Source organism: Brevundimonas sp. NPDC007368 (assembly GCF_042869015.1).
Classification (GTDB): domain Bacteria; phylum Pseudomonadota; class Alphaproteobacteria; order Caulobacterales; family Caulobacteraceae; genus Brevundimonas.
The window spans coordinates 482,208-508,486 of the sequence record NZ_JBIAFA010000001.1 but is presented as its reverse complement, the minus strand read 5'-3'; the positions used below and the strand labels follow the sequence as shown (position 1 = coordinate 508,486).

Sequence of the window (26,279 nt, the reverse complement as noted above, 5' to 3'; positions counted from 1 at the left end):
AGCGACGCCTGACATTCGTCGCGAAGGGTGCTAGGAGGCCCGGCCATGAGCGCAGCCGTCATCGTCTTCCCGGGTTCCAACTGCGACCGCGACTGCAAGGTCGCCGTCGAACGTTCCACTGGCGAACAGGTCCAAATGGTCTGGCACGCCGAGACCGAGCTGCCGAAAGGCCTCGATCTGATCGTCCTGCCGGGCGGCTTCTCCTACGGCGACTATCTGCGCTGCGGCGCGATGGCGGCCCAGGCCCCGATCATGCAGGCTGTCAAGAAGGCCGCCGACGACGGCGTCACCGTGGTCGGCATCTGCAACGGCTTCCAGGTCCTGTGCGAAGCCGGGATGCTGCCGGGCGCCCTACTGCGAAACGCCGGTCTGAAATATGTCTGCAAGCCGATCAGCCTGACGGTCGCCAACGGCCAGACCCGCTTCACCTCGGGCTATCAGGGCCAGCGCGAAGTCGTCATGACCCAGGGCAACGGCGACGGGAACTACTTCGCCGACGCCGAGACCCTGGCGCGTCTCGAGGGCGAGGGCCAGGTGGTGTTCCGCTATGTCGACAACCCCAACGGCTCGGTCGCCGACATCGCCGGCATCCAGAACGAACGCGGCAATGTGCTGGGCATGATGCCCCACCCCGACCGCGCCTTTGAAGCCGAGCTGGGCTCAGCCGACGGCGCCGTCCTGTTCCAGAGCATCTACGCGGCCGCCTGAACGGTCTAGGCGTCGGACTCCTTGTCCAGCTGCTCCTTGTCGTCATCCTGAAGCGGCTTCTTGCGGTCCAGCACGCTGGCGCTGCGGCCCAGTTCGTCGACCTCGATCTCGGGCTCGATCGGTTCGCCGTCTTCGTCCAGCCGGCGCTCCAGCGTGCCCGCCGCGCCCGACTCGCCGATAGCGGCCAGTTCGCGGGCGCCGACGCCCAGTCCCTGCTCCAGGGCGCGATTGGTCTCCACCTCGTCGGTGTCGAGGGCCGGGTCCTCCGGCAGGTCGTCAGGGTCGGCCATGGCGGTCTCCTTGTTGAGCCTTTCCTGAGCTAAGCGACGTTCCGCCTTCACGGTTCCGGTGAACCAATCGCGCCGCTGACGCGTACATACGGCGAAGCTGAGCCGGAGACGCCCGCATGTCCGCCATCGAACGCCCCACACCACGACAACGGACCCGCCGTCTGGCGGTGCTGGCCGCCGCCGTCTTCGCCGTGGTGGTTCCCGTGGTTCAGAATCTGGGGCGCTTCGGCCTGTCGCAGGCCGAGTTCGCGGCGGACGGGAACCAGACCCTGCAGGTGGCGGGCTACGCCTTTTCCATCTGGGGCCTGCTCTATCTGGGCCTGCTGACCTACGCCGGACGTCAAGCCTTGCCGCAGACGGGCGAGAGCCTGCTGATCAACCGCATGGGCTGGCCCTCGGCGGTGGCGATGTTCGGCATAGGTCTGTGGATCGTGGTCGCGGCCTTGAACCTTAAGGCGGCCAGCGTGGTCATCATCTTCGCCTCCCTGCTGGCGCTGCTGGTCCCCCTGCTGGCGACAGCCAAGACCATTCGCACCACGGGCTTCATGGACCGAGACCGCTGGTTCCTGATCTGGCCGCTGGCGGCGCTGGCGGGATGGCTGACCATCGCCGCTCCGCTGAACCTGATCACCACGGCGACAGCATTCGACGCCCTGCCCGCCTTCGCCTCGCCCACCGCTTGGGCCATGGCGGCGATCGTGGTGACGGTTCTGGTGGCGATTGAGGTCACCCTCTACCTGCGCACCATGGCCTACTCTCTTCCCATCGTCTGGGGTCTGGTCGGGGCCTTCGTGGCGGAGCAGGAGCGCAACCCGATCTTGGGCTTCACCGCCCTGGGCGCCGCCTTCCTGCTGGTGATCGCGGCGGTCATCCTGGTCTTCGGCCTGAAACGCGGTGTTGAGAGGCCTCACTGAAGGGACGGGCTGACAGGAGGCTCAGACCCGGCTAGAAGCCCCGCCCATGAGCGCTCCGCAAAAGACCACCGCAGAATTGGCCGCTGAATACGGTCTGGCTCCGAACGAGTATGAGGTCCTGCTGGACCGGCTGGGCCGCGAGCCCAACCAGGTCGAGCTGGGGGTCTTCTCGGTCATGTGGTCCGAGCACTGCTCCTACAAATCCTCCAAGAAGCAGCTGATGAAGTTCCCGGTCACGGGACCGCGCGTCATCTGCGGCCCGGGCGAGAACGCCGGGGTCATCGACATCGACGACGGCGACGCCTGCATCTTCAAGATGGAGAGCCACAACCACCCCTCCTACATCGAGCCCTATCAGGGCGCGGCGACGGGCGTGGGCGGCATCATGCGCGACGTCTTCACCATGGGCGCCCGCCCGGTGGCCCTGCTGAACGCCCTGCGTTTCGGCGATCCCTCGCACGAGAAGTCCAAGCGTCTGGTCAAGGGCGTGGTCGCGGGCATCGGCGGCTACGGCAACTGCGTCGGCGTGCCGACGGTCGCCGGCGAGACCAACTTCCACAAGGGATACAACGGCAACATCCTGGTCAACGCCATGTGCGTCGGCATCGCCCGCGCCGATGAGATCTACTACTCGGCCGCGCCGGAAGCCGGCCATGACGTGGTTTACTTCGGCTCCAAGACGGGCCGCGACGGCATCCACGGCGCGACCATGTCCTCGACCGAGTTCGACGACGAGTCGGAGGCCAAGCGCCCCACCGTCCAGGTCGGCGACCCCTTCGCCGAGAAGCTGCTGATCGAGGCCACGCTGGAGCTGATGGCCTCGGGCGCGGTCGCCGCCATTCAGGACATGGGCGCGGCCGGTCTGACCTCTTCATCGGTCGAGATGGCGGGCAAGGGCGGCGTCGGCGTCGAGCTGGACCTCGACAAGGTGCCTCAGCGCGAAGAGGGCATGACCGCCTATGAGATGATGCTGTCGGAAAGCCAGGAACGGATGCTGGCGGTTCTGAAGCCCGGCTTCGAGGAGGTCGGCTATCGCATCTTCCAGAAGTGGGGTCTGGACTTCGCCATCATCGGCAAGACCACCAACACGGGCCATCTGGTGCTGAAGCATCACGGCGAGGTCGTCTGCGACGTGCCGCTGGCCCCGCTGTTCGACGACGCTCCCCTCTATGACCGTCCCTGGGTCCAGCCCGAACTGCAGCCCCGCCTCGACCCGGCGGAAGTGCCGGCCCCGGAAAGCTGGAACGACGCGGTCATCAAGGTCATCGCCTGCCCCGACATGGCGTCCAAGCGCTGGATCTGGGAACAGTACGACCGTCACGTCATGGCTGACACCCTGCAGGACTCCTCGACCGGCGCCGACGCCGGCGTGGTCCGCGTCCACGGCACGGACAAGGGTCTGGCCGTCACCAGCGACTGCACTCCGCGCTATGTCCAGGCCGACCCCTATGAAGGCGGCAAGCAGGCCGTGGCCGAGGCCTGGCGCAACCTGACCGCCGTGGGCTCGCGTCCCATCGCCATCACCGACAACCTCAACTTCGGCAACCCGCAGCGCCCCGAGATCATGGGCCAGATCGTGCGCGCCACCGACGGCATGGCCGAGGCCTGCCGCGAGCTGGACTTCCCCGTCGTGTCGGGCAACGTCAGCCTGTACAACGAGACCAACGGCGTCGCCATTCCGCCGACCCCTACGGTCGGCGCGGTCGGCCTGCTGACCAACTACGACGTGGTCACCGGCTTCGGCGGCGTGGTCGAGGGCGATGTGCTGGTCCTGATCGGCCAGACGCACGGCGAACTGGGTTCCTCCATCTATCTGCGCGAGGTTCTGGGCCGCGAGGACGGCGCCCCGCCGCCGGTGGACCTGAAGCTGGAACGCAAGACCGGCGACTTCGTGCGCGGCCTGATCGAAACGGGCGAGCTGACGGTCGTTCACGACCTGTCGGACGGCGGTCTGGTCGGCGCCGCCGCCGACCTGGCCCTGGCGTCTGACGTCGGCATCGAGCTGAACGCCTCCAGCGCCGCCCATGCCCACGGCTTCCTGTTCGGCGAGGACCAGGCCCGTTATCTGGTCGCCGTCTCGGACGCCGAGGCCCTGATCGCCAAGGCTCAGGAAGCTGGCCTGCACGCCTCGGTCGTCGGCGTCGCCAAGGGCGCGGACTTCGCCTCCTCGGGTCCGAAGGGCGAGCTCTACCGCATCCCCGTCGCCCACCTGCGCGAAATCCACGAAGGCTGGATGCCGAACTGGATCGAGGGCTGATGCGCGCTCGCGCCGTCGCTCTCCTGATCGCCAGCGCGGCCCTGCTGACCGCCTGCGACTTCGAGGGCGGCGACCCGGTCCAGCACGCCCTGCGCGACGCGGCCGCCGCCCGGCAAGCCGCCGCGCTGAAGACCACCGAGGAAGAACAGGCTGCGGCGGCCAAGCGGGCCGCGGTTGCGCCCGCCGAGGGCGATGAACTCTCGCGCCTGATCGCTTCACGGCGTCAGGCCGTCGAGGACACCCGCGCCCTGCTGGCCACGACCACTGACCCGGCGCTTAAGGCCCAACTGACCGGCGACCTCAAGGCCGAGGAAAGCCGATTGCGGGCGTTGGAAGCGCGTTCAAACTAATCGAAAACGGGCCCTTCACCCGCTCATCCCCGCGGAGGCGGGGACCCAGTGAGAGCCTCAGATGCGACGGCTGAACCACGCCTTGCCACTACACGCCTGCCCGTAGTCAAAGCACTGGGTCCCCGCCTCCGCGGGGATGAGCGGTGATTAAAGCTTAGGCTGCGCTTAATCGACCTGCGGAATGGCTTGGCTCAACCGCCCGCCGACGCGGATGGCTTCGACCCGCTTGGCCAGACCCGTGCAGTCGTCGGTCTCGACGAAGACGCCGCAGATGGTGGCCGGGCCGCTGGCGGGGACATAGCGCCCGCCGGACAGTCGCGTGGTGAAGCGGCGCAGCGGCTCTTCCTTGTCGTTGCCGATGACGGAGTCGTAGTCGCAGCAGCCGCCCGCATCGGTTTGATAGGCCGTACCGTGGGGCAGGATCTGCGCGTCGGCGGTCGGGACATGGGTGTGGGTGCCGACCACCAGACTGGCGCGGCCGTCGCAGAAGTGGCCCATGCCCATCTTCTCGCTGGTGGCCTCGGCGTGCATGTCGACGATGACGGCGTCGGCGACGACGCCCAGCGGCGCCGCCTCCAACTCACGCTCCACGGCGCTGAAGGGGTCATCCATCGGGTCCATGTGGACGCGGCCCAGCACATTGATGACCAGCACCCGGCGGCCGTCCGACGTGACGAAGACGTCCGCGCCGCGCCCTGGCGCATCCATCAGGCGCGGATAGTTGGCCGGGCGGATCAGGCGCGGCTCGCGTACGATATAGGTCAGGGCCTCGCGCTGGTCCCAGCTGTGGTTGCCCAGCGTCAGGACGTCGGCCCCGGCGTTGAAGATGTCGTTGGCGGTGTTCTCGGTGATGCCGAAACCGCCCGCCGCGTTCTCGGCGTTGACCACCACGAAATCGAGCCTGAGGTCGCGCCTCAGCCCCGGAAGATGGTCCGAAAGTCCCTCGCGCCCGGACTTGCCGACCACGTCACCGAAAAACGCCAATCTCATGGGAAGGCTCTATAGCCGGTCTCGGTCAAAACGCCATGCAGGCGGATGTCGTGCGGCTCTAGATCGAGGCGATCGATCGCCTGCCCGGCATAGGCGAAGCCGACCCGGCGCGCGTCGGGCAGCATCGCGAAGGTCCGGTCGTAATAGCCGCCGCCCTGGCCCAACCGTCCGCCGTGAGCATCGAAGGCCAACAGGGGCGTCAGGATCAGGCCCGGCCGCACCACCTCGCTCAGCGGCAGGGGCGCGGGACATCCGGCGGCGTCCAGCTCCAGCGGCTCGCCCGGCGCCCAGGCGCGGAAGATCATGGCCGCGTCGCGCTCGATGACCACCGGCAGACACAGACGACGCCCCGCCTGATGCAGGGCGACAGCCAACGCGTCCGTGTCCAGCTCCGACCCCATGGCGCGGTAAAGGGCCACCGTGTCGCCCGACGGCAAAGCCTCGGCATGACCGGCGGCGCGCTCTGCGGCCTCGCTATCGACCTCAGCCAGCCGCTTGCGCAGGGCGCGCATGGAGGCGCGGAGTTCGTGTTTGGAGGTCATGTCCCGTCCATAGCGCACAAAACGCGCTCAAGCCGCGAGCGACCGCGTCGCGAGCATAGCGCACAAAATGAGATGGGGTGGCGGCGCCGCGTGAACCGTGAGGACGGTTTAAATCCTCTCGACCTGGGTAGCCAGGTGGGCTCCGTATGCCCAGGCCCTCGAGCCCGGACAGGGACAGATCCCTATGAGTGAATTAAGGTCAGAAGGATATGTTGTCTTCGACGTGAGCCGCAGCAGGACCCGCCGTCGAGCAAGATAGGCGGTCCGGTGGGATTCAACAATGGCGAACGCTCACTCTTTCCTCCCCACTTTGTGGGGAGGGGGACCGCGTAGCGGTGGAGGGGGCGGCACAGACGGCGGACGTGAAGTCGCCCCCTCCGTCTCGTCGGCTACGCCGCCGATCCACCTCCCCATTCGCTCCGCGAACAGGGAGGAAAGATCAGAGTCGTCAGATCGTCTGGCAGATCTTCTCGATGCGGGCCGCGACCGCGTTCAGGGCCTCGGCCACGCCGTCGCCGGGCGGCGGCGGCGGGGCCTTCTTCGGGCCGTCCTCAACTACCGGGCCCTGCCCGTTCTCCAGACGCTGACGCGCCTCGTGCAGTTCGTCGGCCAGCATCAGCGAGGCCATCAGGAACAGACGCAGGTCGCCGACATGGCCGACGTCGCCAGCGATCTGACGCACATGGGTGTCGAACTGGCGAGCCAGGATGCCGACACGCTCTTCCTGGCCGTCGGCGCAGCCCACCGCATAGGAACGGCCGTTGACCTCTACCGTGACGGTCGCCATCAGCGCGCCTCCTGCTCGGCCAGAACCTCGCGCACGGCCTCGGCGGCGCGGCCCAGGGCCTCGGCGGCGTCGCGGCCTGCGGCTTCCAGTTCGGTGATCCGCACCAGGTCGGCGGCGTTCGACGGGCGCGGCGCGAACAGGTCGTCGTCGGTGATGGCGGGGGCGGTGGCCGGACGCGCCTTCAGCTCCAGCACCCTGCGTTCCAGCAGGGCCAGGGCCTTGTCGATGCGTGTCTTTGCGGCCGTAACGGCGTCCATTGGGGTCCTTTCGTCCAGATTCCGTATAGAACCTGTGCGCGCGTCGGGGTAAAGGCGGCGCGCCCCCGCTTTATCCTGTTCCTGAGGAAAGGTCTCGCCGTGACCGACGCCCAAGCCGCATTCGCCAAGCCTTCGCCCAAGCAGATGGCGGACGCCATCCGCGTCCTGTCCATGGACGGCGTTGAAAAGGCCAAGAGCGGCCACCCCGGCATGCCCATGGGCATGGCCGACGTCGCCACCGTCCTCTACTCGAAATTCCTGAAGTTCGACGCCAGCCGCCCCGACTGGGCCGACCGCGACCGCTTCATCCTGTCGGCGGGCCACGGCTCGATGCTGATCTACAGCCTGTTGCACCTCACGGGCTACAAGGACGCGACCCGGGAACAGCTGGAAAACTTCCGCCAGTGGGGCTTCAAGACCGCGGGCCACCCGGAATACGGGCACATGGCCGGGATCGAGACGACCACCGGCCCGCTGGGTCAGGGTCTGGCCACCTCGGTCGGCTTCGCCCTGGCCGAGCGCCATCTGGCCGCCCGCTTCGGCAAGGATCTGGTGGACCACCGCACCTGGGTCGTCGCCGGCGACGGCTGCCTGATGGAAGGCGTGTCGCAGGAGGCCATCGCCCTTGCCGGTCGCCTGAAGCTGAACAAGCTGTGCGTCCTGTGGGACGACAACGAGATCACCATCGACGGCAAGGTGTCCCTGTCGGACGCCACCGACCAGCTGGCCCGCTTCAAGGCCTCGGGCTGGGCGGTCAAGGCCATCGACGGCCACGACTACAAGCAGATCCAGAAGGCCCTGGCCTGGGCGACCAAGCAGGACAAGCCGACGCTGATCGCCTGCAAGACGAAGATCGGCAAGGGCGCCGCCACCATGGAAGGCAGCCACAAGACCCACGGCGCCGCCCTGGGCGCCACCGAGATCGCCGCCACCCGTCAGGCCCTGCACTGGCCGTTCGAGCCGTTCGAACTGCCCGAAGGCGTCCAGAAGGCCTGGGCCAAGGTCGGCAAGCAGGGCGCCAAGACCCGCAAGAGCTGGGAAGCCCGCCTGCTGAACCACGCCCAGCGCGACGACTTCACCCGCGCCATGGCCGGCGACCTGCCGACCGGCGCCTTCGAGACGCTTGAAGCGAAGCTGAAATCGCTGGTCGTCGACAAGCCCGCCCTGGCCACGCGCCAGTCCTCGGGCGAGGCGCTGGAGACGGTGTTCAACGCCATCCCCGAAATGGTCGGCGGCTCGGCCGACCTGACCGGCTCGAACAACACCTTCGTCAAGAACACCCAGATTCTCGACGCGCCGGACTACGCCGGCCGCTACCTGAACTACGGCATCCGCGAGTTCGGCATGGCCGCGGCGATGAACGGCCTGGCCCTGCACGGCGGAGTCATCCCCTACGGCGGCACCTTCATGGCCTTCGCGGACTACAGCCGTCCGGCGATCCGTCTGGGCGCCCTGATGGGCGTGCGCGTGGTTCACGTCCTGACGCACGACAGCATCGGCCTGGGCGAAGACGGCCCGACCCACCAGCCGGTCGAGCATCTGGCGGCCCTGCGCGCCATTCCCAACCTGCTGACCATGCGCCCCGCCGACACGGTCGAGGCGCTGGAGTGCTGGCAGGTCGCCCTGCAGAACAAGACCACGCCGACCGCCATGTGCCTGTCGCGCCAGAAGACCCCCGCCGTCCGCATGACCGACGCAGGCGAGAACCTGTCGCGCAAGGGCGCCTATGAGCTGAAGGCCGCCAGCGGCGCAGCGAAAGTCACCCTGTTCGGCACCGGCACCGAGGTCGCCCTGGCCCTGAAGGCCGCCGAGACGCTTGAGGCCGAAGGCGTGCCGACCCGCGTGGTCTCGGTCCCCTGCTTCGCCCTGTTCGAGCAGCAGCCCAAGACCTATCAGGACGCCGTCATCGGCCGCGGCACCGTTCGCGTCGCCGTCGAGGCCGCGATCAAACAGGGCTGGGAACGCTTCATCGGCGAAGACGGCGGCTTTGTCGGCATGACCGGCTTCGGCGCCTCGGCCCCGGCCGAAGTCCTCTACCGCGAGTTCGGCATCACCGCCGAGGCCGTGGTCGAAGCCGCCAAGGCCCGGCTTTGATCCTTCGGGGCTCGCTTGCGGGCCTCGCCCTGGGACTGGCGCTGTTCGCGACGGCGCCATCTCACGCTCTCGATATGGGCATCCGGGCCACGCCGATCTTCATTGGTTCATCATGGGCCGTACCATCGACCGTCTATGACAGGACACGCGAGATCAACGTCTGGCTGCCGCCCGGCTATGCTGAAAGCGGCCAGACCTATCCGGTCCTCTATGTGCTGGACGGCGGACAGGATCAGGACTTCCACCACATCTCGGGCATCGCCCAGCTGGGGACCATCGTCGGCACGACGCGCGACGTCATCGTCGTGGGCGTCGCCTCGGTCGACCGCCGCAACGAGCTGGCCCTGCCGACCGAGGACGCCGAGCTGATCGCCCGCTATCCGACGCAGGGCCAGTCCGACCGCTTCCGCCGCTTCATCGGCGATGAAGTCCAGCCCTTCATCGAAGCCCGCTATCGCACCAGCGGCGAGACAGCCCTGATGGGCGAGTCCCTGGCCGGACTCTTCGTGGTCGAGACTTTCCTGAAAGAGCCGCAGATGTTCGACGCCTATGTCGCCGTCAGCCCCAGCCTGTGGTGGGACGGCGGTCAGCTGGCGCGGCAGTCCGGCGCCCATCTGCGCGACCACTCCAACGACCCGCGCACCCTGATCCTGACCCTCGGCGACGAGGGCGAGGAGATGCAGGCGCCGATGGACGTCCTGACCGCCAGCCTGCGCGACCATGCCCTGCCCGGCGTCAAATGGGACTTCACCCCGCGCCCGACCGAGAGCCACGCCACCATCTATCACGGCGCCGCGCTGGACGCCTTCCGCCGCCTCTATGCGGTTCCGACCCCATGAGCCATCTCGGGGCCGTCAGCCTGCTGGTCCGCGACTATGACGAGGCCATCGCCTTCTACGTCGGCAAGCTGGGCTTCGACCTCGGCGAAGACACCGACATGGGCGGCGGCAAACGCTGGGTTCGCGTCACCCCCAAAGGCGGCCAGACCTCCCTGCTGCTGGCCCGCGCAGCGACGCCCAAGCAGGTCGCCCGGATCGGCGATCAGGCCGGAGGCCGCGTCTGGCTCTTCCTCTACACCGACGACCTGATGCGCGACCACGCCGCCTGGCTCGAAGCCGGCGTCGTCTTCCGCGAAACGCCCCGTCACGAAGCCTATGGCAAGGTGGTGGTCTTCGAAGACCTCTACGGCAACGCCTGGGACCTGATCGAACCCGCCACCGGAGCCTGAGCCATGAAGATCGGCACGCCGCTTACCGACACCGCCACCCGCGTCATGCTGCTGGGCTCCGGCGAGCTGGGCAAGGAGGTGGCCATCGAGCTGCAGCGTCTGGGCGCCGAGGTGATCGCGGTGGACCGCTATCCCAACGCCCCGGCCATGCAGGTGGCGCACCGCAGCCACGTCATCCCCATGACCGACCCCCAGGTGCTGAACGGCATCATCATGGCCGAGGCCCCGCACATCATCGTGCCGGAGATCGAGGCCATCGCCACCGACGCCCTGGCGGCCATCGAGGCGGCGGGTCTGGCCCGCGTCATCCCGACCGCCCGCGCCACCCGGCTGACCATGAACCGCGAGGGCATCCGCCGTCTGGCCGCCGAGGACCTGTGCCTGCCGACCAGCCCCTACGCCTTCGCCGGTTCCGCCGAGGAACTGGCGGCGGGCGCCGAGACCGTGGGCTTCCCCTGCTTCGTCAAGCCGGTCATGTCGTCCTCGGGCAAGGGCCAGTCCTATGTCGAGAGCGCCGATCAGGTCGCTGACGCCTGGACCTACGCGGAGGCTTCGGGCCGGGTCGCCGGCGGCCGGGTCATCGTCGAGGGCAAGATCGACTTCGATTACGAGATCACCCTGCTGACCGTGCGGTCGCTGCGCGACGGCGCCGTCCGCACCGACTTCTGCGCCCCCATAGGCCATCGCCAGCAGAAGGGCGACTATGTCGAAAGCTGGCAGCCGCAGATCATGAGCGAGGTCGCCTTGCAGGCGGCGCAGGACATCGCGGCCAAGGTGACGGAGGCCCTGGGCGGTCTCGGCGTCTTCGGCGTCGAGCTGTTCGTCACCGGCGACAAGGTCTGGTTCTCGGAGGTCTCGCCGCGTCCGCACGACACCGGACTGGTGACTCTGGCCACCCAGACCATGAGCGAGTTCGCCCTGCACGCCCGCGCTATCCTCGGCCTGCCGGTGGACGTCACCCTGCGCGAGCCGGGCGCCAGCGCCGTCATCTACGGCGGTCTGGAGGCCGAGGGCGTGGTGTTCGAGGGCGTGGCCGAGGCCCTGTCGGTGCCGACCGCCGACCTGCGCCTGTTCGGCAAGCCCGAAGCCTTCGAGCGTCGGCGCATGGGCGTCGCCCTGGCCCGCGGCGCCGACACGGATCAGGCCCGCCAGCGCGCGACAGAGGCGGCGAGCAAGGTCCGCGTCGTCAAACCCTGAATAATCGCGGCAAAGCTTGCCCTGACGGTAAAATAAAGGCGTCGATCTTCGACTTTAGTCGGTTGGCGCCGAGGCCCTAAAGGGTCCAGAAATGACGAAAGGTCGCACCTCAGTCGACCCGGAGGACCGTTCGTCATGGGCAAGCTCAGGACCGCGCTGATTTTCGGCGCCATCGCCTTACTGGGGGCCATCGCCCTCGCTGTCATCGCCCTGCACCAGGGCGAGAGCATCAGCGCCGTGTGGATCGTGGTGGCGGCGCTCTGCGTCTACGCCATCGCCTACCGTTTTTATGCCCGCTATCTGGCCGGAAAGGTCATGGGCCTGAACGCGAAACGGCCCACGCCGGCGGTGCGCCATAACGACGGGCTGGACTATGTGCCGACGCCCCGCAACGTCCTGTTCGGCCACCATTTCGCGGCTATCGCGGGCGCAGGGCCTCTGGTCGGGCCGGTGCTGGCGGCGCAGATGGGCTATCTGCCCGGCGTGCTGTGGATTCTGGTCGGCGCGGTTCTGGCCGGCGCGGTGCAGGACATGATAGTCCTGTTCATGTCCACGCGCCGCGACGGTCGATCGCTGGGCGACATGGTCCGCACCGAGATGGGTCCCATCCCCGGGATCATCGCCCAGATCGGCGTGCTGATGATCATGGTCATCATTCTGGCGGTTCTGGCTCTGGTGGTGGTCAAGGCGCTGGCTGAAAGCCCGTGGGGCACCTTCACGGTCGCGGCCACTATCCCCATCGCCGTCTTCATGGGCCTCTACACCCGCTATCTGCGACCCGGTCGCGTGGGCGAGGTCTCGATCATCGGCGTGGTCCTGCTGATCCTCGCCATCATCGGCGGCGGCCATATCGCGGCCGACCCGTTCTGGGGCCCCGCCTTCACCCTGTCGGGCACGACCCTGGCCCTGGCCATGATGGCCTATGGCTTCATCGCCTCGGTCATTCCGGTCTGGCTGCTGCTGGCGCCGCGTGACTACCTGTCCACCTTCCTGAAGATCGGCGCCATCCTGGCCCTCGCCGTCGGCATCCTGATCGTGCGCCCGCACGTGCAGATGCCCGCCATCACCCCCTTCATCGACGGCAGCGGCCCGGTATTCTCCGGCGCCCTCTTCCCCTTCCTGTTCATCACCATCGCCTGTGGCGCGGTGTCGGGCTTCCACGCCCTGATCTCGTCCGGCACCACGCCCAAGCTGCTGGAGAACGAGAACCAGATCCCGCTGATCGGCTATGGCGCCATGCTCTGCGAGAGCTTCGTGGCCATCATGGCCCTGATCGCCGCCACGGTTCTGGATCCGGCCGTCTACTTCGCCATGAACAGCCCGGTCAGCATCATCGGCGACAACGCCGCCTCCGCCGCCGCCGCCGTGGCCCAGTGGGGCTTCCACATCACCCCGGCCGAACTGGAGCAACTGGCCCGCGACGTGGGCGAGCATTCCATCCTGTCGCGCGCGGGCGGCGCCCCGACCCTGGCCGTCGGCATGGCCCACATCCTGTCGGGCATCATCGGCGGCAAGGCCATGATGGCCTTCTGGTACCACTTCGCCATCCTGTTCGAGGCCCTGTTCATCCTGACCACGGTCGACGCCGGCACCCGCGTCTGCCGATTCATGATCCAGGACCTGCTGGGCGTGGCCGTACCCAGGATGCGCGAGACCAGGTCCTGGACCGCCAACGTCGTGGCCACGGCCCTGACGGTCGGCCTGTGGGGCTATTTCCTCTATACCGGCGTGGTTGATCCCCTGGGCGGCATCAACAGCCTGTGGCCGCTGTTCGGCATCGCCAACCAGATGCTGGCCGCCGTCGCCCTGATCCTGGGCACCGTGGTTCTGTTCAAGATGAAGCGCGAGCGCTTCGCCTGGGCCACGGCGGTTCCGGCGGTCTGGCTGCTGATCTGCACCCTGACGGCGGGCTTCCAGAAGCTGCTGCACCCCGACGTCAAGATCGGCTTCCTGGCCCACGCCCGGAAGTATCAGGACGCCCTGACCGCCGGCGACATTTTGGCCCCGGCCAAGACGGCGGGCGACATGCACCGCATCATCATCAACGACTACGTCAACTCGGCCCTGACCGCGGGCTTCCTGTTCGTGGTCCTGACCATGGTGGTCTATGGCGTCCGCGCCTGCCTCAAGGCCCGGAAGATCAACCACCCGACCGTGGTCGAGCAGCCGGCCGCCCACGAGCTGACGCTGGAGGACGAAGCCATGGATACGGCCCGTGCCTAGGCCCTCTGAACCGGCTGGCGGCGCCGACCTGCTCTGCGTTTGCCGCGACACTCTGGTGCGGTGGGGCAAGGACGCTCGCCGCACCGCCAGCCTCATGGTCGGCCAGCCCGACTATGAGGTCTATGTCGCCCACGCCGAGGCCACCCACCCCGAGCAGCCGCCGCTGGACCGCACGGCCTTCTTCCGCCTGCACGAAGCGCGCAGGTTCGGGGCGGGCGGCGCCTTCCGCTGCTGCTGAGACGACCTTACGGCGAGTTCACTCGCCAAGACGGGGCGGCGGCATAAGCTGAGGGGCATGAAAACGCCCGCGCTCCTCGTCGCCCTGCTCCTCGCCGCCTCGCCCGCCCTGGCGCGACAGAGCGAGGCCCCCGCCGCGCCCCGCGTCGTCGTCGGCGAGATCGCCGCCGCCATCCGCGACGCCTATTTCGATCCCGCCAAGGCCGAGGTCATCGCCGCGGCGCTGGAAGCTGAAGCCGCCCAGGGCCGGTACGACAGCCTGACCGATCCCCGCGATCTGGAAACAGCCCTGACCGCGCGGCTGGAACCCTACGACCAGCATTTCAGCGTCGGCAAACCGGCGCCGTCGGGCCCTGTTCCCGCCCGATCGACGACGGCTTCGTCGGGTCTCGTCCCCGTGCCCTTCCCCGTGGTCGCCGCCCGTCAGGGCCAGGGCTTCCGCTCGGTTCAGGTCCTGCCGGGCAATGTCGGCCTGATCGAGATGCGCTTCTTCGGGAATTTCGAGGGGCCCGACGATCCCGCCCGCAAACAGGTCGACGCCGCGCTGCAGCTGGTTTCCAGCGCCGACGCCGTCATCATCGATCTGCGCAACAACGGCGGCGGCTCGCCCGCCATGGTCGGCTATCTGGTCAGCGCCTTCGTCGGGCCGGACGCCGACGTCTATAACCGCTTCCATTCCCGCGAAGGCGAAAGCCGCGAGGCCCCGGCCCAGCCCTATGCCACGCCGCGCGTGGACGTGCCGGTCTATGTCCTGATCAGCGGTCGCACCGGCTCGGCGGCCGAAGCCTTCGCCTATACGATGCAGGCGGCCAAACGCGCCGTCATCGTCGGCGAGACCTCGGGCGGCGCGGCCAATCCCGGCGGTCCCGTCTTCACGCCCTCGGGCTATCGCATCTTCATCTCGACCGGCTCGCCGACCAATCCCCTGACCGGCGGCAACTGGGAGAAGGTCGGCGTCCGCCCCGACGTGGCCGTGCCTGCCGAGGAGGCGTTGGATGCGGCCTGGAAGACCGCGCTGGCCGGTCAGTCCGGCGCCGCGCCCGCCGCCGCGACAGAGGCTGTATGGGTGCGAGAAGCCCTGGACGCCAAGCCCGCCGGGTTCGACCCCGCCGCCTACCTCGGCGCCTATGGCGGCTCCGTGGTTCAGGCCAGCGCCGACGGCCTGACCTGGAAGAACGAGCGCCGCCCGGCCTGGCGGCTGCGCGCGCTTTCGCGCGACCTCTTCTTCGACGTGGACGAACCCTATCGCCGCATCCGCTTCGTGCGCGACGAGACCGGCCGCGTCACCGCGCTGGAGGTTCTCGACAGCCAGACCGGCGTCACCCGTCTGCTGCGCCGCTCCGCCTAGGTTTGGGTTCGGTTACACCCGATCACACCTTGTTACGGGCGCGGGGTTGAATCGTGACGCCGATAGTCCGAGAAGGCATCCAACTAAAAACCGTCCTTGCTCAGGAGACCTCCCCATGACCGTTCGCGTCGCCATCAACGGCTTCGGCCGCATCGGCCGCCTCGTGCTTCGCTCGATCGTCGAGCATGGCCGCAAGGACATCGAGGTCGTGGCGATCAACGACCTGGGTCCGGTCGAGACCAATGCTCACCTGCTGCGCTATGACTCGGTGCACGGCCGCTTCCCCGGCACCGTGACCTCGGGCGAGGACTGGATCGACGTCGGCACCGGCAAGATCAAGGTCACCGCCGAGCGCGACCCGGCCAACCTGCCGCACGCCGAGCTGAAGGTGGACATCGCCTTCGAGTGCACCGGCATCTTCACCTCCAAGGACAAGGCCTCGGCCCACCTGAAGGCCGGCGCCAAGCGCGTCCTGGTCTCGGCCCCCGCCGACAACGCCGACAAGACCATCGTCTTCAAAGTCAACCATGAGACCCTGACCGCCGACGACATCGTCGTGTCGAACGGCTCGTGCACCACCAACGCCTTGGCCCCGGTGGCCAAGGTGCTGAACGACCTGTTCGGCATCGAGCGCGGCTACATGACCACCATCCACGCCTACACCGGCGACCAGCCGACGCTGGATACGATGCACAAGGACCTGTACCGCGGCCGCGCCGCCGCCCTCAGCATGATCCCGACCTCGACCGGCGCCGCCAAGGCCCTGGGCCTGGTCCTGCCGGAACTGAAGGGCAAGCTGGACGGCTCGTCGATCCGCGTCCCGACCCCGAACGTCTCGGTCGTGGACCTGAAGGTCGTCGCCGCCCGCGACGTGACCGTCGAGGAAATCAACGCCGCCCTGCAAGCCGCCGCCGACGGCCCGATGAACGGCGTCCTGTTCACCACGACCGACCCGCTGGTCTCGTCGGACCTGAACCACATCGCCGCCTCGTCGACCGCCGCCCTGCCGCAGACGCAAGTCGTCGACGGCAAGCTGGCCCGCGTCCTGAGCTGGTACGACAACGAGTGGGGCTTCGCGACCCGCATGGCCGACAGCGCCCTGGTGATGGCCAAGTTCCTCTGATGACGAATAGGGCGGACATCCTGTTGAGGCTGTCCGCCCAAAACGCCTTGCTTGGCGCAGTAACGCCCAATCTCAGATCGTTTTCTGTCGATTTGTCGGCAGGAACAATTACGTGTCAGGCTGTTTTTGAAACTGAGCCGACCGATGAAGAACGTGAACTGATCCAGATCGCGACGACTGAAATCCTCGCCAGTTTCCATGACGAAATGCTGGACGAGCGTTTCTTCGTTAGCGCCGGAAAAGTCGCGCCAAAAAACCTAACGCACACAATCTATCAGCGGCACGAGCCGCAGGAAAACTCATGACCTTCCGCACTCTCGACGACGCCGCTGACCTGTCCGGCCAGACCGCTCTGGTCCGCGTGGACTTCAACGTGCCGATGGAGGGCGGCAAGGTCACCGACGACACCCGTCTGAAGGCCGCCCTGCCGACCATCCACCGCCTGCGTGAAGCCGGCGCCAAGGTGGTGCTGCTGGCCCACTTCGACCGCCCCAAGGGCGAGCGCGTGGCCGCGATGAGCCTGCGCCCCGTGGTCGAACCGCTGGAGCTGTTGCTGCATGGCCCCGTGCGCTTCGCCGACGACTGCGTGGGCGATGAAGCCAGGGCCGCCGTGGCCGACCTCGACGCCGGCGGCGTGCTGCTGCTGGAGAACGTCCGCTTCCACAAGGGCGAGGAAAAGAACGACCCGGCCTTCGCCGCCCAGCTGGCGGAACTGGGCGACCTCTACGTCAACGACGCCTTCTCGGCCGCGCACCGCGCCCACGCCTCGACCGAGGGTCTGGCCCGCCTGCTGCCCGCCTACGCCGGTTGCGCCATGGCTCGCGAACTCTCAGCGCTCGACGCCGCTCTCGGCAGCCCGCATAAGCCGGTCATCGGCATCGTCGGCGGCGCCAAGGTCTCGACCAAGCTGGACCTGCTGAAGAACCTGGTGGCCAAGCTGGACTACCTGGCCATCGGCGGCGGCATGGCCAACACCTTCCTGCACGCGCAAGGCGTCGATGTCGGCGGTTCGCTGTGCGAGAAGGACCTGGCCGAGACCGCGCTCGAGATCATCGAGGAAGCCCGTCAGAAGGGCTGCGAACTCCTGCTGCCGGTCGATGTCGTGGTCGCCAAGGGCGTGAAGCCGGGCATCGAGTCGGGCGTGCGCGCCCTGGACCGCATCGCCGCCGACGACCTGATCCTGGACGCCGGGCCTGAGACCGTCGCCCGTCTGGCCCGAGCCATGGACCTGTCCAAGACCCTGATCTGGAACGGCCCGCTGGGCGTGTTCGAGGTCCCGCCCTTCGACAAGGCCACCGTGGCCGCCGCAAAACACGCCGCCGAACTGGCCCATGCCGGCAAGCTGGTCGCCGTGGCCGGGGGCGGCGACACCGTCGCGGCCCTGAACCATGCCGGCACGGCCGACGACATGACCTTCGTCTCCACCGCCGGCGGCGCCTTCCTGGAATGGATGGAGGGCAAGGTGCTTCCGGGCGTCGAGGCCCTGCGCGCCTGACCTGACCTTTGTCAGACTTCTGGCCCCCGCCTCCTTGCAGAGGCGGGGTTTTCCTTACCTTCCGCTTCAGCGAACGCCGGGTTGGTCTGGTGACCCGGCGTGACTTCCCCGCCCCTTCGGGCTAAAGCCTCGGCAAAACAATACCGGCTCAGGAGAATACCCATGGCGCGCATCACGCTGCGACAACTGCTCGACCACGCGGCGGAGCACGACTACGGCCTGCCGGCCTACAACATCAACAACATGGAGCAGGGTCTGGCGATCATGGAGGCGGCCCATGAGGTCAACGCCCCGGTCATCATCCAGGCCTCGCGCGGCGCCCGCTCCTACGCCAACGACATCATCCTGGCCAAGCTGATCGACGGCCTGGCCGAGCTCTATCCGCACATCCCGGTCTGCATGCACCAGGACCACGGCAACGGCCCGGCCACCTGCGCCACCGCCATCCAGTACGGCTTCACCTCGGTGATGATGGACGGCTCGCTGGAAGAAGACGCCAAGACCCCCGCCTCCTACGAATACAACGTCGACGTCACCCGTCGCGTCACCGAGATGGCCCACTCGTGCGGCGTCTCGGTCGAGGGTGAACTGGGCGTGCTCGGCTCGCTGGAGACCGGCATGGGCGAGGCCGAAGACGGCCACGGCTTCGAGGGCAAGCTGGACCACTCGCAACTGCTGACCGACCCGGATCAAGCCGTCGACTTCGTCAAGGCCACCAAGGTCGACGCCCTGGCGATCGCCATGGGCACCTCGCACGGCGCCTACAAGTTCACGCGCCAGCCGGACGGCGACGTCCTGGCCATGAACGTGATCGAGGAAATCCACCGCCGCCTGCCCAACACCCACCTGGTGATGCACGGCTCGTCCTCGGTGCCGCAGGACCTGCAGGACATCATCAACGCCTACGGCGGCCAGATGCCCCAGACCTGGGGCGTGCCGGTCGAGGAAATCCAGCGCGGCATCAAGCACGGCGTGCGCAAGATCAACATCGACACCGACAACCGCATGGCCATCACCGGCGCCATCCGCAAGATCCTGGCCGAGAAGCCCAGCGAGTTCGACCCGCGCGCCTACCTGAAGCCCGCCAAGGAAGCCATGAAGAAGCTGTGCATCGAGCGCTACCAGCAGTTCGGCTGCGAAGGCCAGGCGTCCAAGATCAAGCCCCTGTCGACCGCCCAGATGGCCAAGCGCTACGCCGCCGGCGAACTGGACCCGCGCATCGGCTGATCGGCTGATTGCCGCCCGCTCTTGATCCTCCCCCGCTTGCGGGGGAGGGGGACCACGTAGTGGTGGAGGGGGCGGCCACAACCGCAGCGTTTCAATGGAAGACGGCGAGGCCAGATCTCGCCCCCTCCACCATGCTGCGCATGGTCCCCCTCCCCCATTCCGCTACGCTGCATGGGGGAGGATCAGCCTGCTCTCAGTTCGTCACCAGACGCCGTAACGCCCGCCGATCACCCCGATCACCAGCCGCGCCTCGATCTCGGCATAGCGCAGCTCTTCCTCCGCACGGCGCGCATCGCGGCGCGCTTCCTGAAGTTCGCCGCGCACCTCGCGGATACGGTCGCGGATGCGGTCACGATCCTCGTCCGTCAGGCCGTCCTGACGCAGTTCGCGCTGCTTGGCCTCCAGCTTGTCCTCGCGGCTCTCGATGCGGCTGATGGCCGAGTTCAGCGCGCTTTGCGCCGAGGACACCGCCTGCTCCACCACATAGATCCGCCGCCCGTCCTCATAGGCGGGCAGGAAGTCGCGCTCCTCGGCCGGCGAACAGACCCCGCCGTAGCTGTTCCCCTGCCGCCCCTGACGGAAGCCGCTCTCCCAGGTGCAGTAGGTCCGCAGCCCGTCCTCGCGCGCCGACAGATAGGCGCTGGGGTTGGGCGCCGCCCCATACTTGGCGCAGGCCTGGGCATGATCGTCCAGCCGGCTGGGCTGATAGCCCGACAGCCCATCCTGATAGCCCTTCTCGCCCCATGCCCCGGCGAGGCACTGTTCCTTGGTCATGGTGGTGCAGCCGGCCAGAAGCGCGACGCCCGTTGCGGCGACGGCGGCGGCGATCACAAACCTCATGTCCCTCTCCCCAAAGCTGAACTGCGGCAAAGGACGACATGACGACCCGCCCCGCAAGCCATGCTATCTCGCCCTATGGCCGATGAACCTTTGCTGACGGAAGACGACGACGCGGAAATGCTCGAGGCGCGGATCGACGCCCCCGGCGTCCGTCTGGACAAGGCCCTGGCCTCCGCCTTCCCCACCCTGTCGCGCGCCCGGCTGCAAGCCCTGCTGGCCGAGGGCGCCGTCACCCGCGACGGCCAGCCGATCACCAGCGGCTCGGCCAAGGCGCAAGCGGGCCTCTACGCCGTCATCCTGCCGCCCGTCGCCCCGGCCACGCCCCTGCCCGAGGCCATCCCCCTGACCGTCCTTTTCGAGGACGCCGACCTGATCGTCATCGACAAGGCGCCCGGCATGGCCGCCCACCCGGCGCCCGGCTGCGAGACCGGCACCCTGGTCAACGCCCTGCTGGCCCATTGCGGCGCTGGCCTGTCCGGCATCGGCGGCGTGGCCCGTCCCGGCATCGTCCACCGCCTGGACAAGGACACCTCCGGCGTCATGGTCGCCGCCAAGACCGACCGCGCCCACCAGGGCCTGTCCGCCCTGTTCGCCGCCCACGACATTGAGCGCACCTATATCGCCCTCACGCGCGGCGCCCCCTCGCCGGAAAAGGGCCGCATCCAGACCCTGATCGGCCGCTCCCCCCATGACCGCAAGAAGATGGCCGTGCTCAAGGGCGGCGCACGCGAGGCCGTCACTGACTATGTGGTGCAGCAGACCTTCGGCCAACCCGCCAAGGCGTCTGGCGCGCCCATGGCCGCCCGCGTGGCCTGCACCCTGCACACCGGCCGCACCCACCAGATCCGCGTCCATATGGCGTCGAAAGGCGCGCCCCTGCTCGGCGACCCCGTCTATGGTTCGGGCAGCCCCGCCGCCCCCGTCCGCGCCGCCGTCACCGAGGTCGGCCTGACGCGTCAGGCCCTGCACGCCGCCGTCCTCGGCTTCGTCCACCCGGTGACCGGCCGGGCCCTGCGCTTCGAAACCGCCCCGCCCGAGGACATGCGCCGGCTGGAAGCCCTTCTCGCCGAGCTCTAGGCCACCCGCGTCAGCCGCACCGCCATCCACTTGCGCCCCGGCAGGGCCAGCGTCGGCCGCGCCGGATCGTGGAAGAAGTACTTCGTGTCCTTCTGCGCCAGGGTGAACACGCCGGGCACGGCCTCGACCGTCATGTTCCAGGTGTCGATGACGTCGGCCCGGAAGCGCTCCCCGCCGGTGATCTCGTCGCGCGGCACGTCCACCGCCCATTCGGTCGGGGCGTCGTCGCCGAAGTATCGCAGGTAGTATTGCCCCGGCACGCCGCCGAGGTGCTGCTCCCACCACTTGTCGATCGGCTCGATCCCAGGACGCGGCCCCGCCTCCATGATCGTCTTCAGGAAGGCCAGCCGCGGCGCGCTCTCGCCGCGCAGTTCGCCGCCCTCGCCTAGCCAGAACTCGCCGCCATCGACGGGGAAGCACTCCGAATGGCCGACATAGGTGCCGGCGATCAGGCCGTGCCAGAAGGCCCGCACCATCTGCGGTCCGGTCAGGTTGCCCCAGCGCTCGCTCAGCGAGCCCTCGTAACAGACCTCGTCGAAGATCACCGCCTTCCGCCAGACGCTGCGATAGGTCTCGGCCCGCGCGTCGTCCAGCACGGCCGACCCGTTCTGGATGCTGGAATGGGTCACCCAGGGCTTGCCGTTGTCGTACAGGCGGCGCCAGTTGTGGATCGACCGCAGCCGGCCATAGGGATCGCTGGCCTGCACCACCTGGAACAGACGGTCCCAGGCCGCATCCGTCTTGGTCTTCAGGATGTCGAACTCATTGGCCATCGACCACCAGACATTCCGATAGGCCGCCAACCGCGCCACGACATAGCGGAGATACCGGTCATCCGCCTCGGCCGGCATTTCATCGAAGCCGTACCGACCGTCATAGGGATGGAAGAGGATGACGTCCGCCTGAACGCCCAGCGCGCCCAGTGCGGCGACGCAGGCCTCCAGCCGCTGGAAGTAGGCCGGGTTGAACCGCGTCAGATCCCAGTCCCGATCACCCGGCCCGGTCTTCTCGAACGGGAACAGGGCCTCGTTGGTCTTCACCGAGGCGTTGGGAAAGACCAGCATCCGCATCTTGTTGAAGGGCGCCGCTTTCAGCGTCTCCAGCGTCTGCGCTCGTTTCGCCTGCGGCTGATGGGTCCAGCCATAGGCCGTGGTGCCGATCTGGCGGTAGGGCGTGCCGTCCGCATGGGCGAAGTGATAGGTGTCGACCACCCCGACCGGGCCGTGGTTGCCGGCGCCGGGGGCCACGACCTCGAACCGCCCCTGCTTTCCATTCAGAGCCGCCAGCGCGCTCTCGCTGGTCCAGCGCCACACGCCGGTCTCGGGCGGTGAAAAGCGGATGCGCCACACGCCCTCGCCGTCATAGAAGCCCGGCGCGCGCACCGTCGTCCGCCCGTCGGTGAAGACCCCGACCACCTCGACGCCGAAGGGATTGCCCGTCGCCGTCGCTTGCAGGGCGACCTCGAACAGGCCCCAGCGTTCCACCCGGGCTGACGAGGCCTCGGCCTTCGCCGCGCCCGCCAGTCCCAGAGCCGCCGCGCTGATGATCGCGCCCCTGCGCGTCATGTCCTGCGTCATTCACCCCTCCCCAGAAGCAATTGTCCACCGGTGTCATACGAAAGGCGGCCCCACGCTGGCAAGCGCGTCAGCCTGCCGCGCCCTAACGCTTGATCAGCAACAGCAAGTGTTCTATATAGAGCTCGCCGAAACGGTGGCTTGGGAGCCACAGTCACGCCTTCGTGTGACGATCCGCCCCTACACAAGGCGGCAACCCATACCCATCTGGATCGGTTGAGGGGTGAGGCGATGGCGCACGCATGTGGTCATGGCCGCGACGCCTGCTCTTGCTTTTGGTCGGAGGGACCACGTCTCATGGCTAACTCGACGCTCGCGGTAATGTCGCCTGAACAGGGACTGTCGCGCTATCTCACGGAAATCCGTAAGTTTCCGATGCTCACCAAGGACGAGGAGTTCATGCTCGCCAAACGCTGGAGCGAGCATCAGGACCCCGAAGCGGCTCACCGCCTCGTCACCTCTCACCTTCGTCTCGTGGCCAAGATCGCCATGGGGTATCGCGGCTACGGCCTGCCGATCGGCGAAGTGATCTCAGAGGGCAATGTCGGCCTGATGCAGGCCGTCAAGAAATTCGATCCCGATAAGGGCTTCCGCCTGGCCACCTACGCCATGTGGTGGATCCGCGCGTCCATTCAGGAATACATCCTGCGCAGCTGGTCGCTCGTGAAGATGGGCACCACCGCCGCGCAGAAGAAGCTCTTCTTCAACCTTCGCAAGGCCAAGAGCCAGATCTCGGCCTTCGAGGAAGGCGACCTGCATCCCGAGCACCTGGCCGCCATCGCCACCAAGCTGGGCGTGACCGAGGAAGAGGTCACCAACATGAACCGTCGCCTCGGCGGCGACGCCTCGCTGAACGCGCCGCTGCGCGCCGACGGCGAAAGCGAGTGGCAGGACTGGCTGGCCGACGACGACGCCGTCAGCCAGGAAACCCAGCTGGCCGAGAGCGAAGAAAAGTCGATCCGCATGAGCCTCCTGCAAGAGGCCATGGAGGAACTGACCGACCGCGAGAAACACATCCTGACCGAACGCCGCCTCAAGGACGATCCGGTCACCTTGGAAGAACTCGCCAGCCAGTACGGCGTGTCGCGCGAACGCGTGCGTCAGATCGAGGTCCGCGCCTTCGAGAAGCTGCAGAAGGCCATGCGCGCCGCCGCCGAAGAGCGGAACCTGGTCGACGCTTGACATCAAAACCCCTTCTCCCCTTGAGGGAGAAGGTGGCCCGTCAGGGCCGGATGAGGGGTGTCAGCGCTACCTCAAACCATCGCGCGGAGCCGACAGCCCGATCCTCGGGTCAAGCCCGAGGATGACGGCGCTTCAAAACGAAACGTCTCAGCCCGCCCGGGACAGGCTCTCGGGCGAGGCCAGGGCCAGAACCGCGCCGACCGGCCCGCCCAGCGTCGCCTTGGTCAGCGCACCGCCCGCCAGCGTCGTCTCGAGCCCCGCCGCAGCAATGGCCAACGAGGCGTCGCCGGTCTTGATGGCCAGAGCCTTCAACGTTTCGGCCTGCTGCTTGATCGCGCGCACGGCCTGCATGGGGTCGCTGTCGAACTGCGCCATGGCCGAGTTCAGGATCCGCATCGCCTGGTCCTTGACCGCCACCACGGCTTCCGCCGCCGACGCCGGCTTGTCCGCCTTGCGCTTGCCCGGTCCGGCGTAGTCGTCCGAGTTGAACCGACGACGGTCCGGCCCGATGTAGCCCACCGCCTCGACCCAGTCGCGCGGCTTGGTGGCCAGGTTCTCGACCCGGCGGAAGAGGTCGCCGCTGGTAAAGGGCTTCCTCAGGAACTCGTGCACCCCGGCGTCGCGCGCACCCTTGATGCTGCTGGCGGTCGCCTCGGCCGTAACCATGATGATCGGCACGCGCCGGCACGACAGGCTGGAGCGCCGGATGCGTCGCGCCAGGGCCTCGCCGTCCAGACGCGGCCCCGCCCGTTCCGTCAGGATCAGGCCCGGCTCCATCTCGCGCGCCAGATCGATCACCCGCGCCTCATCGCTCTCAACCGCGACATCGCGCGAGCCGAAGCCCTTCAGCAGGTCGGACAGCAGCCGCGCGGCGGCGGGATTGGGATCGACGATGAGCACCCGGCGCACGACCGGGGCGATCCTCTGCATCGTCTTGGCGTCTAAAGCGAACACGGCTCGGCTCCATCTGGAGCCAAGAAAGTAAACTCAGGGGGTTAAGGGGCCGTTTCCCTTTTCGGGACGCAGCCCCCTGACCTCGGCCTCAGCCCTGGAACGGATCGCGCATCAGGATGGTGTCGTCCCGCTCGGGGCTGGTCGACAGCAGGGCCACCGGCGCGCCGATCAGCTCCTCGATCCGGCGCACATATTTCAGCGCGTGGGCGTTCAGGTCCTTGAAGGTCCGCACCCCGCCCGTGCTCTCGGTCCAGCCTTCCAACTCCTCGAACACCGGCTCGGCCGAGGCCTGATCCTTCAGGCTCGACGGCAGATAGTCCAGCACCTCGCCGTTTATGCGATAGCCGACGCAGATCTTCAGCGTCTTCAGACCGTCCAGCACGTCCAGCTTGGTCAGGGCGATGCCGTCGATGCCGTTGATGGCCACCGACTGGCGCACCAGCACCGCGTCGAACCAGCCGCAGCGACGCGCCCGGCCCGTATTGACGCCGACCTCGCGGCCCACGACCGCCAGATGCTCGCCAACCTCGTCGTTCAGCTCACAGGCGAAGGGGCCCTCGCCGACCCGAGTCGTATAGGCCTTGACGATGCCCAGCACATAGCCGACGCCGCGCGGACCGATGCCCGATCCCGCCGCCGCCTGTCCGGCTACCGTGTTGGAGCTGGTCACATAGGGATAGGTGCCGTGATCCACGTCCAGGAAGGCGCCCTGCGCCCCCTCGAACAGCACGCGCTTGCCGTCCTTCTGGGCCTGATCCAGCACGCGCCAGGCCGGCTTCACATAGGGCAGGATCTTCGGCGCGATCTCCAGCAGTTGCGCCAGCAGGGCCGCCGGATCGATCGGCTCCAGCCCCAGGCCCGCGCGCAGCGGATCATGGTGCGAGCGCAGACGGTCGATCTTGATCTTCAGGTCGTCTTCATTGGCCAGATCGCAGACGCGGATGGCGCGCCGCCCCACCTTGTCCTCATAGGCCGGACCGATGCCGCGCCCAGTCGTGCCGATCTTGGCGCCCGGCGCGCTGGCGGCGGCCTCGCGCGCCACGTCCAGGGCCGGGTGGATCGGCAGGATCAGGCAGGCGTTGTCGGCGATGGTCAGAATGTCGGGGGTGATGGCCACGCCCTGGGCCTGGATCTTCTCGATCTCGCCGACCAGGTGCCAGGGGTCCACGACGACGCCGTTGCCGATGATCGAAGGCTTGCCCTGCACCACGCCCGAAGGCAGCAACGCCAGCTTGTAGACCTTGCCGTCGACGACCAGCGTATGTCCGGCGTTATGGCCGCCCTGGAACCGCACGACCATGTCGGCGCGATTGGACAGCCAGTCCACAATCTTGCCCTTGCCCTCGTCGCCCCATTGGGCGCCGACCACTGCGACGTTAGCCAAG

26 protein-coding genes and 1 other RNA gene are annotated in these 26,279 nt (G+C 67.9%); 17 read left to right on the top strand and 10 right to left on the bottom strand.

Annotation, left to right across the window (positions count from 1 at the left end):
• Positions 1–45: 45 nt before the first annotated feature.
• A complete protein-coding gene (gene purQ / locus ACFYLW_RS02530) occupies positions 46–708 on the top strand; it encodes a phosphoribosylformylglycinamidine synthase subunit PurQ (RefSeq protein WP_292084100.1) in 663 nt (220 codons plus the stop codon).
• 5 nt (positions 709–713) lie between these two features.
• On the opposite strand, the gene ACFYLW_RS02525 is transcribed toward purQ, so the two are convergent.
• Positions 714–998, bottom strand: a complete 285-nt coding sequence (locus ACFYLW_RS02525) for a hypothetical protein (RefSeq protein ID WP_292084102.1) — start codon at positions 996–998, stop codon at positions 714–716.
• A 116-nt stretch (positions 999–1,114) separates the two neighbouring features.
• Here ACFYLW_RS02525 and ACFYLW_RS02520 point away from each other — a divergent pair, with 116 nt between their 5' ends.
• The 3 genes from ACFYLW_RS02520 to ACFYLW_RS02510 are packed head-to-tail and all read left to right on the top strand — an operon-like array spanning position 1,115 to position 4,519.
• Positions 1,115–1,912, top strand: coding sequence for a hypothetical protein (locus tag ACFYLW_RS02520; RefSeq protein ID WP_390182711.1), 798 nt, complete (start codon positions 1,115–1,117; stop codon positions 1,910–1,912).
• A gap of 46 nt (positions 1,913–1,958) precedes the next feature.
• A complete protein-coding gene (purL, locus tag ACFYLW_RS02515; RefSeq protein WP_390182710.1) occupies positions 1,959–4,169 on the top strand; it encodes a phosphoribosylformylglycinamidine synthase subunit PurL in 2,211 nt (736 codons plus the stop codon).
• Positions 4,169–4,519, top strand: coding sequence for an indole-3-glycerol-phosphate synthase (locus ACFYLW_RS02510; protein ID WP_390182709.1), 351 nt, complete (start codon positions 4,169–4,171; stop codon positions 4,517–4,519). Before purL ends, ACFYLW_RS02510 begins: the two co-directional genes overlap by 1 nt.
• Positions 4,520–4,684: 165 nt before the next feature.
• Here ACFYLW_RS02510 and ACFYLW_RS02505 read toward each other — a convergent pair whose 3' ends face one another.
• From ACFYLW_RS02505 to ACFYLW_RS02485, 5 genes are all read right to left on the bottom strand, one after another.
• Complete coding sequence (locus ACFYLW_RS02505; protein WP_390182708.1) at positions 4,685–5,509, bottom strand: YmdB family metallophosphoesterase; 825 nt, start codon at positions 5,507–5,509, stop codon at positions 4,685–4,687.
• Positions 5,506–6,051, bottom strand: coding sequence for a 5-formyltetrahydrofolate cyclo-ligase (locus ACFYLW_RS02500; protein WP_390182707.1), 546 nt, complete (start codon positions 6,049–6,051; stop codon positions 5,506–5,508). The genes ACFYLW_RS02505 and ACFYLW_RS02500 overlap by 4 nt, the downstream gene beginning before the upstream one ends.
• Before the next feature lie 79 nt (positions 6,052–6,130).
• Positions 6,131–6,291, bottom strand: a non-coding RNA gene (gene ssrS, locus ACFYLW_RS02495) — 6S RNA.
• A gap of 208 nt (positions 6,292–6,499) precedes the next feature.
• Complete coding sequence (locus tag ACFYLW_RS02490) at positions 6,500–6,838, bottom strand: cell division protein ZapA (RefSeq protein ID WP_292084112.1); 339 nt, start codon at positions 6,836–6,838, stop codon at positions 6,500–6,502.
• Positions 6,838–7,095 (bottom strand): hypothetical protein, encoded by a 258-nt coding sequence (locus tag ACFYLW_RS02485; RefSeq protein WP_105563939.1) that lies wholly within the window; start codon positions 7,093–7,095, stop codon positions 6,838–6,840. The genes ACFYLW_RS02490 and ACFYLW_RS02485 overlap by 1 nt, the downstream gene beginning before the upstream one ends.
• Before the next feature lie 144 nt (positions 7,096–7,239).
• On the opposite strand from ACFYLW_RS02485, the gene tkt reads away from it, so the two are divergent.
• The 11 genes from tkt (at position 7,240) to fba (ending at position 19,267) form a co-directional block, all read left to right on the top strand.
• On the top strand, positions 7,240–9,189 hold the full coding sequence (gene tkt, locus ACFYLW_RS02480) for a transketolase (RefSeq protein ID WP_390182870.1): 1,950 nt from the start codon (positions 7,240–7,242) through the stop codon (positions 9,187–9,189).
• A 74-nt stretch (positions 9,190–9,263) separates the two neighbouring features.
• Positions 9,264–10,028 (top strand): alpha/beta hydrolase, encoded by a 765-nt coding sequence (locus ACFYLW_RS02475; RefSeq protein WP_390182706.1) that lies wholly within the window; start codon positions 9,264–9,266, stop codon positions 10,026–10,028.
• Complete coding sequence (locus tag ACFYLW_RS02470; RefSeq protein WP_390182705.1) at positions 10,025–10,417, top strand: VOC family protein; 393 nt, start codon at positions 10,025–10,027, stop codon at positions 10,415–10,417. Before ACFYLW_RS02475 ends, ACFYLW_RS02470 begins: the two co-directional genes overlap by 4 nt.
• Before the next feature lie 3 nt (positions 10,418–10,420).
• Positions 10,421–11,614, top strand: coding sequence for a formate-dependent phosphoribosylglycinamide formyltransferase (gene purT, locus ACFYLW_RS02465; RefSeq protein WP_390182704.1), 1,194 nt, complete (start codon positions 10,421–10,423; stop codon positions 11,612–11,614).
• Between the two features lie 135 nt (positions 11,615–11,749).
• A complete protein-coding gene (locus tag ACFYLW_RS02460) occupies positions 11,750–13,837 on the top strand; it encodes a carbon starvation CstA family protein (RefSeq protein WP_390182703.1) in 2,088 nt (695 codons plus the stop codon).
• Positions 13,830–14,075, top strand: a complete 246-nt coding sequence (locus ACFYLW_RS02455; protein WP_313472200.1) for a YbdD/YjiX family protein — start codon at positions 13,830–13,832, stop codon at positions 14,073–14,075. The genes ACFYLW_RS02460 and ACFYLW_RS02455 overlap by 8 nt, the downstream gene beginning before the upstream one ends.
• Before the next feature lie 57 nt (positions 14,076–14,132).
• Positions 14,133–15,422, top strand: coding sequence for a S41 family peptidase (locus tag ACFYLW_RS02450; protein WP_390182702.1), 1,290 nt, complete (start codon positions 14,133–14,135; stop codon positions 15,420–15,422).
• Between the two features lie 115 nt (positions 15,423–15,537).
• A complete protein-coding gene (gene gap / locus ACFYLW_RS02445) occupies positions 15,538–16,545 on the top strand; it encodes a type I glyceraldehyde-3-phosphate dehydrogenase (protein ID WP_390182701.1) in 1,008 nt (335 codons plus the stop codon).
• A 23-nt stretch (positions 16,546–16,568) separates the two neighbouring features.
• A complete protein-coding gene (locus ACFYLW_RS02440; protein ID WP_313472203.1) occupies positions 16,569–16,850 on the top strand; it encodes a hypothetical protein in 282 nt (93 codons plus the stop codon).
• Complete coding sequence (locus ACFYLW_RS02435) at positions 16,847–18,040, top strand: phosphoglycerate kinase (protein WP_390182700.1); 1,194 nt, start codon at positions 16,847–16,849, stop codon at positions 18,038–18,040. Before ACFYLW_RS02440 ends, ACFYLW_RS02435 begins: the two co-directional genes overlap by 4 nt.
• 162 nt (positions 18,041–18,202) lie before the next feature.
• Positions 18,203–19,267 carry a class II fructose-bisphosphate aldolase gene (gene fba / locus ACFYLW_RS02430; protein ID WP_390182699.1) on the top strand — a complete coding sequence of 355 codons (1,065 nt, stop codon included), beginning with the start codon at positions 18,203–18,205 and terminating at the stop codon, positions 19,265–19,267.
• A gap of 201 nt (positions 19,268–19,468) precedes the next feature.
• On the opposite strand, the gene ACFYLW_RS02425 is transcribed toward fba, so the two are convergent.
• Positions 19,469–20,107 (bottom strand): DUF2799 domain-containing protein, encoded by a 639-nt coding sequence (locus tag ACFYLW_RS02425; RefSeq protein ID WP_390182698.1) that lies wholly within the window; start codon positions 20,105–20,107, stop codon positions 19,469–19,471.
• Between the two features lie 75 nt (positions 20,108–20,182).
• On the opposite strand from ACFYLW_RS02425, the gene ACFYLW_RS02420 reads away from it, so the two are divergent.
• Positions 20,183–21,184 carry an RluA family pseudouridine synthase gene (locus tag ACFYLW_RS02420; protein WP_390182697.1) on the top strand — a complete coding sequence of 334 codons (1,002 nt, stop codon included), beginning with the start codon at positions 20,183–20,185 and terminating at the stop codon, positions 21,182–21,184.
• Here ACFYLW_RS02420 and ACFYLW_RS02415 read toward each other — a convergent pair.
• A complete protein-coding gene (locus ACFYLW_RS02415) occupies positions 21,181–22,761 on the bottom strand; it encodes a DUF5605 domain-containing protein (RefSeq protein ID WP_390182696.1) in 1,581 nt (526 codons plus the stop codon). The genes ACFYLW_RS02420 and ACFYLW_RS02415 overlap by 4 nt on opposite strands.
• A 294-nt stretch (positions 22,762–23,055) precedes the next feature.
• Here ACFYLW_RS02415 and rpoH point away from each other — a divergent pair, with 294 nt between their 5' ends.
• Positions 23,056–23,940: an RNA polymerase sigma factor RpoH gene (gene rpoH / locus ACFYLW_RS02410; RefSeq protein WP_292084127.1), complete on the top strand. Its 885-nt coding sequence runs from the start codon at positions 23,056–23,058 to the stop codon at positions 23,938–23,940.
• A 147-nt stretch (positions 23,941–24,087) separates the two neighbouring features.
• On the opposite strand, the gene ACFYLW_RS02405 is transcribed toward rpoH, so the two are convergent.
• Positions 24,088–24,894: a two-component system response regulator gene (locus tag ACFYLW_RS02405; protein ID WP_292084128.1), complete on the bottom strand. Its 807-nt coding sequence runs from the start codon at positions 24,892–24,894 to the stop codon at positions 24,088–24,090.
• An 88-nt stretch (positions 24,895–24,982) separates the two neighbouring features.
• Entirely contained in the window at positions 24,983–26,278 is a 1,296-nt protein-coding gene (locus tag ACFYLW_RS02400) for an adenylosuccinate synthase (RefSeq protein ID WP_313103141.1), read from the bottom strand.
• Position 26,279 lies beyond the last annotated feature (1 nt).

Coding starts and splice junctions, on each gene's coding strand:
- ACFYLW_RS02435 (WP_390182700.1), top strand. CDS start 16,847: ATGACCTTCCGCACTCTCGACGACGCCGCTGACCTGTCCGGCCAGACC.
- ACFYLW_RS02460 (WP_390182703.1), top strand. CDS start 11,750: ATGGGCAAGCTCAGGACCGCGCTGATTTTCGGCGCCATCGCCTTACTG.
- ACFYLW_RS02520 (WP_390182711.1), top strand. CDS start 1,115: ATGTCCGCCATCGAACGCCCCACACCACGACAACGGACCCGCCGTCTG.
- purL (WP_390182710.1), top strand. CDS start 1,959: ATGAGCGCTCCGCAAAAGACCACCGCAGAATTGGCCGCTGAATACGGT.
- fba (WP_390182699.1), top strand. CDS start 18,203: ATGGCGCGCATCACGCTGCGACAACTGCTCGACCACGCGGCGGAGCAC.
- ACFYLW_RS02505 (WP_390182708.1), bottom strand. CDS start 5,509: ATGAGATTGGCGTTTTTCGGTGACGTGGTCGGCAAGTCCGGGCGCGAG.
- ACFYLW_RS02420 (WP_390182697.1), top strand. CDS start 20,183: ATGGCCGATGAACCTTTGCTGACGGAAGACGACGACGCGGAAATGCTC.
- ACFYLW_RS02475 (WP_390182706.1), top strand. CDS start 9,264: ATGGGCATCCGGGCCACGCCGATCTTCATTGGTTCATCATGGGCCGTA.
- purQ (WP_292084100.1), top strand. CDS start 46: ATGAGCGCAGCCGTCATCGTCTTCCCGGGTTCCAACTGCGACCGCGAC.
- gap (WP_390182701.1), top strand. CDS start 15,538: ATGACCGTTCGCGTCGCCATCAACGGCTTCGGCCGCATCGGCCGCCTC.
- ACFYLW_RS02500 (WP_390182707.1), bottom strand. CDS start 6,051: ATGACCTCCAAACACGAACTCCGCGCCTCCATGCGCGCCCTGCGCAAG.
- tkt (WP_390182870.1), top strand. CDS start 7,240: ATGGCGGACGCCATCCGCGTCCTGTCCATGGACGGCGTTGAAAAGGCC.
- ACFYLW_RS02525 (WP_292084102.1), bottom strand. CDS start 998: ATGGCCGACCCTGACGACCTGCCGGAGGACCCGGCCCTCGACACCGAC.
- ACFYLW_RS02425 (WP_390182698.1), bottom strand. CDS start 20,107: ATGAGGTTTGTGATCGCCGCCGCCGTCGCCGCAACGGGCGTCGCGCTT.
- rpoH (WP_292084127.1), top strand. CDS start 23,056: ATGGCTAACTCGACGCTCGCGGTAATGTCGCCTGAACAGGGACTGTCG.
- purT (WP_390182704.1), top strand. CDS start 10,421: ATGAAGATCGGCACGCCGCTTACCGACACCGCCACCCGCGTCATGCTG.
- ACFYLW_RS02450 (WP_390182702.1), top strand. CDS start 14,133: ATGAAAACGCCCGCGCTCCTCGTCGCCCTGCTCCTCGCCGCCTCGCCC.
- ACFYLW_RS02490 (WP_292084112.1), bottom strand. CDS start 6,838: ATGGCGACCGTCACGGTAGAGGTCAACGGCCGTTCCTATGCGGTGGGC.
- ACFYLW_RS02470 (WP_390182705.1), top strand. CDS start 10,025: ATGAGCCATCTCGGGGCCGTCAGCCTGCTGGTCCGCGACTATGACGAG.
- ACFYLW_RS02415 (WP_390182696.1), bottom strand. CDS start 22,761: ATGACGCAGGACATGACGCGCAGGGGCGCGATCATCAGCGCGGCGGCT.
- ACFYLW_RS02510 (WP_390182709.1), top strand. CDS start 4,169: ATGCGCGCTCGCGCCGTCGCTCTCCTGATCGCCAGCGCGGCCCTGCTG.
- ACFYLW_RS02485 (WP_105563939.1), bottom strand. CDS start 7,095: ATGGACGCCGTTACGGCCGCAAAGACACGCATCGACAAGGCCCTGGCC.